This is a genomic window from Christiangramia lutea (assembly GCF_022489035.1).
In the GTDB taxonomy this organism is placed as follows: Bacteria; Bacteroidota; Bacteroidia; order Flavobacteriales; family Flavobacteriaceae; genus Christiangramia; species Christiangramia lutea.
Genome location: NZ_JAKVTV010000002.1, coordinates 162,265 through 173,616 on the forward strand (window position 1 = coordinate 162,265; position 11,352 = coordinate 173,616).

13 protein-coding genes are annotated in these 11,352 nt (G+C 37.7%); 7 read left to right on the plus strand and 6 right to left on the minus strand.

Going from position 1 to position 11,352, the window contains the following annotated elements; genetic code table 11:
* Positions 1-10 precede the first annotated feature (10 nt).
* A complete protein-coding gene (locus tag ML462_RS07010; protein ID WP_240713098.1) occupies positions 11-553 on the minus strand; it encodes a hypothetical protein in 543 nt (180 codons plus the stop codon).
* Positions 553-1,254 carry an SIR2 family NAD-dependent protein deacylase gene (locus ML462_RS07015; RefSeq protein WP_240713099.1) on the minus strand — a complete coding sequence of 234 codons (702 nt, stop codon included), beginning with the start codon at positions 1,252-1,254 and terminating at the stop codon, positions 553-555. Before ML462_RS07015 ends, ML462_RS07010 begins: the two co-directional genes overlap by 1 nt.
* Before the next feature lie 115 nt (positions 1,255-1,369).
* Between ML462_RS07015 and ML462_RS07020 the strand changes: the two genes are divergently transcribed.
* The 3 genes from ML462_RS07020 to ML462_RS07030 all read left to right on the plus strand — a co-directional run bounded on the left by ML462_RS07020 (position 1,370) and on the right by ML462_RS07030 (position 4,618).
* The gene (locus ML462_RS07020) at positions 1,370-3,334 is read left to right on the plus strand and encodes a superoxide dismutase family protein (RefSeq protein WP_240713100.1); all 1,965 of its coding nucleotides are present in this window, start codon (positions 1,370-1,372) and stop codon (positions 3,332-3,334) included.
* Between the two features lie 64 nt (positions 3,335-3,398).
* The gene (locus ML462_RS07025) at positions 3,399-4,052 is read left to right on the plus strand and encodes a TrmH family RNA methyltransferase (RefSeq protein WP_240713533.1); all 654 of its coding nucleotides are present in this window, start codon (positions 3,399-3,401) and stop codon (positions 4,050-4,052) included.
* Positions 4,053-4,087: 35 nt separating this feature from the next.
* Complete coding sequence (locus ML462_RS07030; RefSeq protein WP_240713101.1) at positions 4,088-4,618, plus strand: SRPBCC family protein; 531 nt, start codon at positions 4,088-4,090, stop codon at positions 4,616-4,618.
* Here ML462_RS07030 and ML462_RS07035 read toward each other — a convergent pair.
* From ML462_RS07035 to rlmH, 4 genes are all read right to left on the minus strand, one after another.
* Positions 4,615-5,367: a carboxypeptidase-like regulatory domain-containing protein gene (locus ML462_RS07035; protein ID WP_240713102.1), complete on the minus strand. Its 753-nt coding sequence runs from the start codon at positions 5,365-5,367 to the stop codon at positions 4,615-4,617. The genes ML462_RS07030 and ML462_RS07035 overlap by 4 nt on opposite strands.
* A gap of 82 nt (positions 5,368-5,449) precedes the next feature.
* Complete coding sequence (locus tag ML462_RS07040; protein WP_240713103.1) at positions 5,450-7,228, minus strand: DEAD/DEAH box helicase; 1,779 nt, start codon at positions 7,226-7,228, stop codon at positions 5,450-5,452.
* 212 nt (positions 7,229-7,440) lie between these two features.
* Positions 7,441-8,013: a non-canonical purine NTP diphosphatase gene (locus tag ML462_RS07045; RefSeq protein WP_240713104.1), complete on the minus strand. Its 573-nt coding sequence runs from the start codon at positions 8,011-8,013 to the stop codon at positions 7,441-7,443.
* A 9-nt stretch (positions 8,014-8,022) separates the two neighbouring features.
* Entirely contained in the window at positions 8,023-8,496 is a 474-nt protein-coding gene (rlmH, locus tag ML462_RS07050; protein WP_240713105.1) for a 23S rRNA (pseudouridine(1915)-N(3))-methyltransferase RlmH, read from the minus strand.
* Between the two features lie 51 nt (positions 8,497-8,547).
* Between rlmH and nadC the strand changes: the two genes are divergently transcribed.
* Genes nadC through ML462_RS07070 form a run of 4 tightly spaced genes read left to right on the plus strand, consistent with a single transcriptional unit; the run spans position 8,548 to position 11,341 of the window.
* Positions 8,548-9,405: a carboxylating nicotinate-nucleotide diphosphorylase gene (gene nadC, locus ML462_RS07055; protein WP_240713106.1), complete on the plus strand. Its 858-nt coding sequence runs from the start codon at positions 8,548-8,550 to the stop codon at positions 9,403-9,405.
* A 1-nt stretch (position 9,406) separates the two neighbouring features.
* A complete protein-coding gene (locus ML462_RS07060; RefSeq protein WP_240713107.1) occupies positions 9,407-10,330 on the plus strand; it encodes a YihY/virulence factor BrkB family protein in 924 nt (307 codons plus the stop codon).
* Between the two features lie 26 nt (positions 10,331-10,356).
* Complete coding sequence (locus ML462_RS07065; RefSeq protein WP_240713108.1) at positions 10,357-10,917, plus strand: chalcone isomerase family protein; 561 nt, start codon at positions 10,357-10,359, stop codon at positions 10,915-10,917.
* 1 nt (position 10,918) lies between these two features.
* Complete coding sequence (locus tag ML462_RS07070; protein WP_240713109.1) at positions 10,919-11,341, plus strand: DUF2147 domain-containing protein; 423 nt, start codon at positions 10,919-10,921, stop codon at positions 11,339-11,341.
* The last annotated feature ends 11 nt before the right edge of the window (positions 11,342-11,352 follow it).

Sequence of the window (11,352 nt, forward strand, 5' to 3'; positions counted from 1 at the left end):
TATTAAAAAACTACTGCCTTAATTTCCTTAAAATCTTTGAACCACGAGATTTATATCCAGCGGAAGAACCTGGCAGGTCTTTTTCCAGGATGGCCTTTAATTCAATTTCTATCCAAGATTCCTCATCTTTAAGGTCATATATATTTTGCATGGAAAATACTTTTCCCGCAGTTTTTTCTTCAGAAATGAGCCAGAGGAAGGAAAGTTCAATAATTTTGAGTTTCGTTGTAGGACTTAAATGAAACTGCGAAACATTTTCCTTGTCTGCAGAAATAGCAAAACTGAAGATCTTTGCAAGGTATCTACGGGATGAAGAGTCGGTAAAATGATGAGCAATTTGCACTAATGTTGATATAAATGGAGTAATTAGGTTAAAATCCATCCTTCCAAGAATTTCAAAAACCATTAAGCCATTTAAAGATAGATCTGTCCTGTTTTCAATAAAGGAAAGACTCTGCCGTCTCAAATCTTCTGAAGATGCCAGAATTTCAGCGGCTTTTTCCCTTTTTTGAAGTGAAGCATCCACATTGGTTAGAATTTGTTCGGCTGTCATTAATTCTCGTTTAGCAATTTTTCTACTAATTCGGGAACGCCCTCAACAGCTGTTTTACTGATAATTTCAAGGTTTTTGCTCTCCCTTATATTTGGTTTTGGATCTATGAAATAAAATTGAGCGAGTGGTGGACTAAAGTCAACCAGGCTAGCTGCAGGATAAACCTGCATGGATGTACCAATTATAATGACGATATCTGCGGTTTGGATGATCTCGGCAGCTCTTTGAAACATCGGGACCGCCTCACCAAACCAAACCACATGAGGACGAAGTTGATGATTGTGTTCGCAGAAGTCACCTGGATTTATATCCTTTTTCCAATCCAGAACCAGATCTTCATCAAAAGTACTTCTTGCCTTCAATAATTCCCCGTGAAGATGAATTACATTGGAGCTGCCTGCTCTTTCATGAAGATCGTCAATATTTTGAGTGATTAACTGTACTTGAAACTTTTTCTCTAATTCAACCAAAGAATGATGAGCAGCATTCGGTTGCACCTTTAATAATTGCCGTCTGCGTTGATTATAAAAATCGAGAACTAGTTCCATATTTTTTTTCCAGCCTATAGGCGAAGCGACTTGCATTACATCATGACCTTCCCATAAGCCATCTGCATCTCGAAAAGTTTTTATGCCACTTTCTGCGCTCATCCCTGCACCGGTTAAAATTACAAGCTTTTTCCTCTCTGTTAAATTTAACATAAATTTAAGTTTTTGTTAACAACTTTTATTTTAATTCTAAACGTAAGTAATATAGTTTTATGCGCGGAAAGAGCGATTTTCTTTTCAGTAATTAATTTATAACCTAATATTTTCTATGAAAAATTTTTTTAAACTACTAATGTTGGCATTACCTATTATGCTTTTTACAAGTTGTAGTGACGATGATGATGTAGACTATCCAAATGGTGAGTCTAACTTTACCGGCACCACTACCACTTATGATTTAATGTCAGTGTCAGACCCTTCTATCTCTGGGTCGGTAACTTTTTACCAAAATAAAGATAATAGTACCTACGTGAAAATTAATTTGCAAGGTACTCCAGATGGTGGAATGCATCCTGCACACATTCATTTTAATTCTGCAGCTGAAGGCGGGGATATCGCTGTAAGCCTTGAACCAGTGGATGGTAATACAGGATTTAGTGAAACTGAAGTTTCAGCATTAGATAATGGAACAGCCATTACTTATGAAGAACTTATTTCTTTTGATGGTTATATCAATGTTCACGCTAGCGCCGATGACCTTAATACACTTGTTGCTCAGGGTGATATCGGTGAAAATATTTTAACCGGACAATCTAAATCTTATGATCTTGCAACTAAGGATGTAGATGGAATTTCAGGTTCTATCTTGTTTGAGCAAAGAGTAAGTGGAGATGCACTAGCTACAATCATGCTTGATGGAACTCCTGATGGAGGAATGCATCCTGCACATATTCATATGAATTCTGCTGCTGAAGGAGGAGATATTGCCGTAAGCTTTAATCCTGTAAATGGTACTACCGGAATGAGTATGACTAATATTTCTGCTCTTGATGACGGTACTGAGATCACTTATGGTCAAATACTTAATTATGATGGTTACGTAAATGTACATTTAAGTGCAGATGAGCTAGGAACTATTGTAGCTCAGGGAGACATTGGTCAGAATGAATTAACTGGAGAGTCAAAATCTTACGCTTTAGAAACAAGAGACGTAGATGGAATTTCTGGATCTGTTTTATTCGAAGAAAGAAAAAGTGGTGAAGCTTTAGCTACAATCATGCTTGACGGAACTCCTGACGGTGGAATGCATCCTGCACATATTCACATGAATACTGCTGCAGAAGGTGGAGACATCGCTTTCACTTTTAATCCTGTGAATGGAACAACCGGAATGAGCATGACTCACGTAGGGATGCTTGATGACGAAACTAGTTTCGGGTATGATGATGTTTTAGGTTATGATGGATATGTAAATGTTCATTTAAGCGCTGATGATCTTGGAACAATTGTAGCCCAGGGTGATATAGGACAGAATGAACTTACCGGAGAATCTAAATCTTATGAATTAGAGGAAAGAGCTGTTGATGGAATTTCTGGATCTGTACTTTTCGAAGAAAGAGTAAACGGGGAAGCCCTGGCAACTATAATGCTAGATGGAACTCCTGACGGAGGAATGCATCCTGCACACATCCATATGAATACTGCAGCTGAAGGTGGTGCTATAGCCTTTACTTTTAACCCAGTAAATGGAACTACCGGAATGAGCAGAACTAACCTTGCTATGCTTGATGATGATACTGCTTTTGGTTATGAAGACGTTTTAACCTATGATGGTTATGTAAATGTACATTTAAGTGCAGACGATCTTGGAACTATCGTTGCTCAGGGAGATATTGGGCAAAATGAACTTACTGGAAATTCTAAGGTTTATGATCTAGATACTAAAGATGTTGCCGGTATTTCTGGATATGTATTATTCGAAGAAAGAAATAATGGTGAAGCTCTTGCTACCATTAAATTAAATGGAACTCCAGATGGAGGAATGCACCCAGCTCATATTCATATGGGATCTGTAGCTGAAGCTCCAGGGGATATAGCATTTACATTCAATCCTGTAAATGGAACTACTGGTATGAGTAGAACAAATGTTACTATGCTGGATGACGCAGCCGAGGATGATCCAATGTTCGGTTATGAAGATGTTTTAACTTATGATGGTTATGTAAACGTTCATCTAAGTGCTGAAGATCTTGCTACAATTGTAGCTCAAGGTAACATTGGAAGTAATGAATAAGAATTAAATATTCTTAATTATAAAACCCGGCTACATGCCGGGTTTTTTTATTTTTACACCTGAAATGAACGATAAGAAAATTTTAGAATACCTTCAGGAATATCTCACTCCCAGGAGGAAATCTCTGTTTGAAAAAGTCCTGGCTCAGCGAACGAATCATCTAACTGTTGTTGCCCAGGATGTTTACCAGCTGCACAATACAAGTGCCGTAGTAAGAAGCTGTGATGTTTTCGGAATACAGAATATTCATGTGATCGAAGAGAAGATTCCTCGTAGGATAGATAAAGAAATTGCAATGGGAGCACAAAAATGGGTAGATATCAACCGATATTCCTCAACCAGTGATTGTGTTCAAAAATTAAAAAATGATGGCTACAGGATAATAGCTACTAGTCCGCACGATGATTCAGTAATGCTGGATGATTTCGACATTAGTAGCCCTGCCGCTCTTTTCTTCGGAACCGAGAAAGATGGATTATCAGAAGAGATATTAAAAGAAGCAGATTCTACTATCAAAATCCCCATGGTAGGTTTTACCGAAAGTTTAAATATTTCGGTCTCTGCTGCGATCATTTTACAGGCATTAACCTCTAAGCTCAAAAGTTCAGATGTGAAATGGCAGTTGAGCGATGAGGAAAAGGCAAAAATGCTCCTGAAATGGACAAAGAAATCAATAAAAAATTCAGAACAGATAATTGAAAGATATTTGAATCAGTAAATATTTGTAACTTTTCATCGCCTTAAACCTACTCAATGACCCTAATTTTTTATCTGATTATAGCATTAATCACGTTTTTTGCTTTTCTTCATGCCTGGGCAAAAAAAGATTATGATGTAAGCAGAACGGTAGTGATTAATAGATCAAGGGAGGAAGTCTTCAACTTTGTTCGCCAGTTAAAAAAACAACCGCTTTGGAACCCGTGGTTCAAAAGAGATTTTGATGCATTGCTTAAATACAAGGGAGAGGATGGAAAAGTAGGAGCCAGTTTTTACTGGAAAGGCAACAATAAAGTAGGAGAAGGGATTCAGCGTATTGTAAAGACGAAACAAGGCAGGGTATTCGAAACAAAAGTTCTTTTCGTTAAGCCAGTAAAAGTGAATGCGCTTACCTATACAGGCGTTAAGGAAATTGATATGGAAAAGACCAAGATGGTTTGGGGAACCCGGGGAAATCTTGCCTTTCCTTTAACTATTATCAGTATTTTTTATTCTCCTGAAAAAGCACTCGGGAATAAACTAGATGAAGGGCTAAAAGAACTCAAGAAAATTCTGGAGGAGGATTAATTCTTCTGCAACACCTTATATTCCTCATAACAGCTATTGATCGCATCCAGGATCTGCAAATCATTGGCAGTTCTCATAAAGTCTTCTGAATAATTACAATTATTCAGGATCTCGTCGATCTCAGCTCTATTAACCTGCAATAAGGCCATTAAGGTCTCCCTGTCGAATTTATTTCTTAGCAGGTTCCGAATATTGTCATCCTTTTTCATCTGGCGTAACTTCTTCATTTGCCGTGGTCTCGTGCCGAAGATATTGTAAACCAGGTCTGCGGGGTTTGATAGGGACCGTATAGCTTTGGTAACAGCGTTAGGAGAGCCGTCACCACCTTCATATCCTGAATTTAACCCGGAGATACTATATCTGTAATTATCGTAAATGGGAATATTTTTGGCGTCTATTTCCAGGTATCCGGTAAGATTTATGGAATTTACGGTAACCTCTTCCAGGGCGAAACCTAATTCGGTCATCTTCACCTTTACATTTCCATATTTTAACCAGTCATTGGTAACTCTTACCCTGATAGACCTGAATCCTAGAAAGGAAAAATATAAGGTATCATTTACAGTAGCCTGAAGAGTGAATTCCCCTTTCTCGTCCGTAACCGCTCCTTTTACCTGGTTAAGATTCACAATATGCACATTCTCAATAGGTTTATCGTTGGCAGCGTTCATCACGGTACCGGAAACCATATCCTGTGCAGATAGGTATCCAGTGAAAACCAGAAAAAGTATTAAAAGGATATTTTTCATAACAATCGGGGCTAAAAATATAAAATCCCTACAAAAAACAATGCCAAACTTATATAATTAAGTTTGGCATTATTGGATTTTATTAGGCTTTAGACCTTCTTCTTTTTAAAGAGTTCTCAATATTCTTGCTTCGGCTACCTTTACGGCCTCCTTTTTTATCACTCTTTTCAGATCTCCTTCTTCCTTTGAAGTTCTCACCTTTTTTATCATTGAAACTCTTACCGTTTCTTTTTCCACCACGTTCTCTTCTTTTTCCGCCGCGATCAGATTTCTGGTCTTTGGTGATCTCTACATTCACAAATCTTCCGTTTTGCTGGTAATCTGTGAAAGTATTTAAAATAAGTTCTGCGTGCTTTTCATCAGTATTAAAGAAAGAGAAGCTGGCTTTACAGTCAACTTTAAAAATATCGTCTCTATCCAGGTTAAGCTCTCCGGTAAGAAAGTCCTTAAGACTTTTCCAGTCGTAACCATCTTTAGAACCAACATTGATAAAGTATCTTGTATTTCCTTCAGAAACCTCTGGTCTTCCTCCTGCTGAGTCTGAACTCAGGTCTGGCGCCTTCTGGTAATAATTAAAGAAGCGGGTAAATTCAACAGAGAAGAATTTTTTGATCAATTCTTCTTTCGTGAAATCTTCCAGCGCTTCATTAATCGTAGGAAGATAAGGATCGATATCATGATTAATCTCTGTTTTCTTAATATCGTTCGCTAGGTGAAATAACTGGATCTTACAGATTTCTTTACCATCAGGAATTTCCTTCTGCTCGAATTTCTGCTGGATGATCTTCTCTATGGTTCTTATTTTCCGAACTTCGCTTTTTGAAATGATCACCATAGAAACTCCCTGCTTCCCGGCACGTCCTGTTCTACCACTTCGGTGCGTATAGGTTTCTATCTCATCTGGCAACTGGTAGTTGATTACGTGGGTGATATCGTCTACATCGATACCACGTGCAGCAACATCGGTAGCAACTAACATCTGGATCTGGCGTGTTCTAAAACTCTTCATTACCAGGTCACGCTGATTCTGACTAAGATCTCCGTGGAGAGCCGCAGCATTGTATCCGTCTTCAATTAGCTTTTCAGCAACTTTCTGGGTATCTCTTTTAGTTCGGCAGAAGATCACTGAGAAAATATCAGGATTTGCATCTGCAAGTCTTTTTAATGCGTCATACCTATTACGGTGATTCACCAGGTAATATTCGTGAGAAACATTAGAAGTACCGGTATTTTTAGAGCCAACGGTTATTTCAATAGGATCGCTCATGAATTTTTTAGCAATCTTGGAAACTTCCTTAGGCATGGTTGCAGAGAATAACCATGTTTTCTTTTCCTTTGGGGTATGAGACAGAATACTCTTGATGTCTTCATAGAAGCCCATATTAAGCATTTCATCTGCCTCATCCAGCACACAATACCCAATAGAGGAAATGTTTGCCAGTTTTCTTCTTATCATATCCTGCATTCTACCGGGAGTTGCTACAATTATTTGAGCTCCTCTCTCGATAGATCTGGCCTGATCTGTAATACTAGCTCCACCGTAAACGGCAACTACATTCAAAGATTTCTTATACTTTGAATAGTTCTTTAATTCGTTCGTGATCTGTAAACAAAGTTCCCTAGTTGGAGATAGGATCAATGCCTGAGTCTTTTTAGAATTGGCATCTATCTTCTGAATTAGCGGAAACCCGAAAGCAGCAGTTTTACCGGTTCCGGTTTGTGCCAGAGAAACAAGATCTGTTTCCTGCTCTAATAAAATTGGGATTGATTTTTCCTGTACTTCACTTGGGGTTTCAAAGCCCATGTCTTCTATGGCCCTGAGCAAATCTGCGTCAAGTCCAAGTTTTTGGAATGCGTTCATTCGTTTTATGTAAGTATTCGATTATAATATGTAAGTGTTACATAAGAAGCGAATCGACATACTTAAACCTAAACTTCCAGTAACACATCCTCACCCTGAGGAATTTTTCAAGCGGCAAAAGTACAAATTTATTTTTGATTATCTCGTAAATTCTGTTTTAATTAAAAATCTGATAATCAATATTGTAATTATTGGTTAAATTAAAAAAAGTATTACCTGGATAAATATTCAATCAATTCTCTAAAAGCTCTTGCTCTATGGCTTATTTTAGATTTTTCATTTAAATCCATTTCGGCGAAACTCTTTTCATATCCTTTTGGAAGAAAAACAGGGTCATAACCAAATCCGTTTTCACCTCGTCTATCTTTTAGAATGGTTCCTTCGCAAACTCCGGTAAATAGATTTTCGTTACGCTTAAGATTCAAGGCGATCACGGTTTTAAATCTTGCAGTTCGGTCTTCCTTTTTCTCCATCTGGCTTAAAAGCTTTTCCACATTGGCATTATCGTCCTTTTTTTCTCCGGCATACCTGGCAGAATAGACTCCTGGAGCACCTGCCAGGGAATCAACTTCCAGGCCAGTGTCATCGGCAAAGCAGTCGTAACCGTAATGATTTCTCACGTATTCAGCCTTAATTATAGCATTTTCATCGATGGTATCTCCAGTTTCCTCGATATCTTCTTCACATCCTATATCGTTTAGGGAAAGTAATTCTATATGACTGGGTAACAGGCTTTCAATTTCCTTGAATTTATTCTGATTATGTGTGGCAAAAACTAATTTCATTTGGGGTGATTATCTATGGTGATAAGGTTCGTTCTTAAGTATTGTAAAGGCTCGGTAAAGTTGTTCGGTAAAGAACAATCTAACCATTTGGTGTGAAAAGGTCATTTTTGAAAGCGAGATCTTAGAATTGGCTCTGGAATATAGAGCCTCCGAAAATCCGTAAGGGCCTCCAATTACGAAGATGAGCCTTTTTAATCCTGTGTTCATTCTTTTCTGCAGATATTCTGAAAAGGCCTCTGAACTGAACTGTTTCCCATTCTCATCTAATAATACCACAAAATCTGAATTCTGGATCCCGGCAAGGATGAGGTCACCTTCCTTAGATTTCTGCAGATTTTCATCCAGATTCTTAGTCTTTTTAAGATCTGGAATAATCTCGAATTCAAATTTTATATAATGCTGAAGCCTATCAGAATAGACTTTAATAAGCGTTTCGAGTTCTCTTTTATCTGTTTTTCCTATACAGACTAATTTTATGGTCATCCCGTGATTTTAGTACAGACTTTACTACATTTACAAAAATAAGCAGAGAATATGATCTCACCGGAACAATTCGAAAAAGAAATTGAATTAATTATTACAAATGCTATAAGAGAGGACATTGGTGACGGAGATCACAGTTCTCTTGCCTGTATTCCGGCAGAAGCCAAAGGAAAGGCGAAATTGCTTGTTAAGGATGAAGGAATCCTGGCCGGGGTGGATTTCGCCAGGAAAGTCTTTTCCCATATAGACCCTGAAATGAAGATGGAGGTCAAATTAAAAGATGGGGATAGTGTAAAGCATGGAGATATAGCATTTTTTGTGGAAGGCAGTTCTCAATCAATCTTAAAGGCTGAAAGACTTGTGCTGAATTCCATGCAGCGTATGAGCGCTATATCTACAAAAACTTCGGAATTCGTTGCCAGGCTGGAAGGAACTAAAACCAAAATTCTGGATACCCGAAAAACTACTCCTGGAATACGTGCTCTGGAAAAATGGGCGGTGAAGATAGGAGGTGGAGAGAATCACCGTTTTGCGCTTTATGACATGATCATGCTTAAGGATAATCATATAGATTTTGCTGGTGGTATTACTAAAGCGATAAGAAAAACACAAGAATACTTGAAAATCAATGATCTTGATCTGAAGATTATCGTAGAGGCAAGGGATATGAATGAAATTAGGGAAATTCTGAAATCAGAAGGTGTATATCGAATTCTAATTGATAATTTCAATTATGATGATACACGAAAAGCGGTGGAGCTAATAAAAGGAAAATGTCTTACTGAGTCCAGCGGTGGTATTACACTCGAAACCGCTAGAAACTATGCCGAATGTGGCGTGGATTACATTTCTAGTGGCGCTTTAACTCATTCGGTATCCAACCTCGACCTGAGTTTAAAAGCCGTGTAGTATGGCCCCTAAAAAAGCGATCAATTCTAAACTGGACGACCTATCAGATTGGTGGAAAAGAAAGACCAGAAGGATCATTTTGCCAGGTTTAAATGGATTATCGCTATATAATTTATGGATCATTTATTGGGGAGGGATCGTTAAAGGAACATTTTCCACCAGGGCGAGTTCTATTGCCTTTAGTTTCTTTATGGCGATATTTCCTTTTTTACTATTTGTTCTAAACCTCATACCATACATTACTTTTATTGATGATTTCCAGATCGAGTTCCTGGTTTTTATGGAAAATCTACTACCGCCAAACACCTCAGAATTTTTTGGAGATATTTTCCTTGATATAGCTAATACTCCCCGCGGAGGTTTATTATCAGCGGCCTTTATTTTATCAATATTTCTAATGACCAACGGAGTGAATGCGATTTTCACTGGTTTTGAGTTCAGTTACCACACCAGTAGTAATAGATCTATACCCAGGCAATATGCTGTAGCCGTAGGGGTTTCACTTATATTGGCATTGTTATTGCTAATTTCTGTGATAGGTGCGGTTTATTTAACCTACGCTATAGATGACCTTAGTGATCTGGGCATCGTAGAATCTGGTGGTTTTGGTGCAGGGATAATTCAGTATATAGGCTTCGTGATCTTAATCTATTCGGCTGTTGCGATCTTATACTTCTTTGGGACGAGAGAAGCCAGGCAGGCAAGATTTTTTTCGGTAGGAGCACTGTTTACGACTATTTTAATAATGATAACCACTTTTTTGTTTAGTTTGTACATTACAAACTTTTCAAGCTATAACGAATTGTATGGCTCTATTGGGGCTCTTTTGATTTTGATGTTTTATATATGGTTGAATTCCAACATGTTACTTTTAGGCTTTGAACTAAATGCGTCATTAATAAAACTGAAAAGAAAATTTAAATAACTTTAAACCAAATTAAACCTTAAATAATGAAAAAAGTAATTATTGTATTTATGGCGCTAGTGAGTGCTGGCTTAACTTTCGCTCAAACCGAAGTAGGAGGTGTTAATCTTCCAAACAGCGAAACCTTTCAGGGAGAAACTCTCCAATTAAATGGAGCAGGAGTGAGAGAAAAATTATGGATAGACCTTTATGCCGGAGGTTTGTATCTTTCTAAAAAATCTTCGAATGCTACACAGATCATGTCTGCTAATGAGCCTATGAGCATTAAACTTCATATCGTTTCGAAACTCATAACCAGTGAGAAAATGATGGATGCTGTGAATGAAGGTTTTGAAAATTCTACAAACGGCAATACTAAACCTCTGTCTGCAAAAATTAAGAAATTCCAGGATTTTTTCATGGACGAGATCGTAAAGGATGATGTTTTTGATATCGTATATCTTCCTTCACAAGGAGTTGTAGTATTCAAAAATGATAAGGAACTTGGAGTTATTGAAGGGATGGATTTCAAAAAAGCTCTTTTCGGGATCTGGTTATCGAACAAACCTGCAGATGATGACCTGAAAGAAGCCATGCTTGGAGAATAATATGAGACAACTTCCATTATTATTACTCATACTTTTTTTAATACCGTCTATACAGGCGCAATCTGTGCTTGGGAAATGGGAAAACAGGAATGAAGAAGGTAAGGTAAATTCTATTGTGGAGGTTTATGAAAAAGGAGATAAGATCTACGGCAAAGTAGATCATATTGTGAAGAAAGAAGATCGTGATCGACTTTGTACTAAATGTGAGGGAGTGCTTAAAGATGAACCTGTTCAGGGCCTGGAGATAATGAAAGGCTTGAAAAAAGATGGAGATGAGTATGTAGGTGGCACTATCGTAGATCCTAAGACTGGTAAAAAATATCGATGTAAGATCTGGCTAGATGAGGATGATCCAGATATTTTAATCGTAAGGGGTTATATTTCTTTTTTCTATAAAACTAAAGAGTGGCGTAGAGCCGAATAGTATTTTAAATA

Coding starts and splice junctions, on each gene's coding strand:
- ML462_RS07010 (WP_240713098.1), bottom strand. CDS start 553: ATGACAGCCGAACAAATTCTAACCAATGTGGATGCTTCACTTCAAAAA.
- ML462_RS07015 (WP_240713099.1), bottom strand. CDS start 1,254: ATGTTAAATTTAACAGAGAGGAAAAAGCTTGTAATTTTAACCGGTGCA.
- ML462_RS07020 (WP_240713100.1), top strand. CDS start 1,370: ATGAAAAATTTTTTTAAACTACTAATGTTGGCATTACCTATTATGCTT.
- ML462_RS07025 (WP_240713533.1), top strand. CDS start 3,399: ATGAACGATAAGAAAATTTTAGAATACCTTCAGGAATATCTCACTCCC.
- ML462_RS07030 (WP_240713101.1), top strand. CDS start 4,088: ATGACCCTAATTTTTTATCTGATTATAGCATTAATCACGTTTTTTGCT.
- ML462_RS07035 (WP_240713102.1), bottom strand. CDS start 5,367: ATGAAAAATATCCTTTTAATACTTTTTCTGGTTTTCACTGGATACCTA.
- ML462_RS07040 (WP_240713103.1), bottom strand. CDS start 7,228: ATGAACGCATTCCAAAAACTTGGACTTGACGCAGATTTGCTCAGGGCC.
- ML462_RS07045 (WP_240713104.1), bottom strand. CDS start 8,013: ATGAAATTAGTTTTTGCCACACATAATCAGAATAAATTCAAGGAAATT.
- rlmH (WP_240713105.1), bottom strand. CDS start 8,496: ATGACCATAAAATTAGTCTGTATAGGAAAAACAGATAAAAGAGAACTC.
- nadC (WP_240713106.1), top strand. CDS start 8,548: ATGATCTCACCGGAACAATTCGAAAAAGAAATTGAATTAATTATTACA.
- ML462_RS07060 (WP_240713107.1), top strand. CDS start 9,407: ATGGCCCCTAAAAAAGCGATCAATTCTAAACTGGACGACCTATCAGAT.
- ML462_RS07065 (WP_240713108.1), top strand. CDS start 10,357: ATGAAAAAAGTAATTATTGTATTTATGGCGCTAGTGAGTGCTGGCTTA.
- ML462_RS07070 (WP_240713109.1), top strand. CDS start 10,919: ATGAGACAACTTCCATTATTATTACTCATACTTTTTTTAATACCGTCT.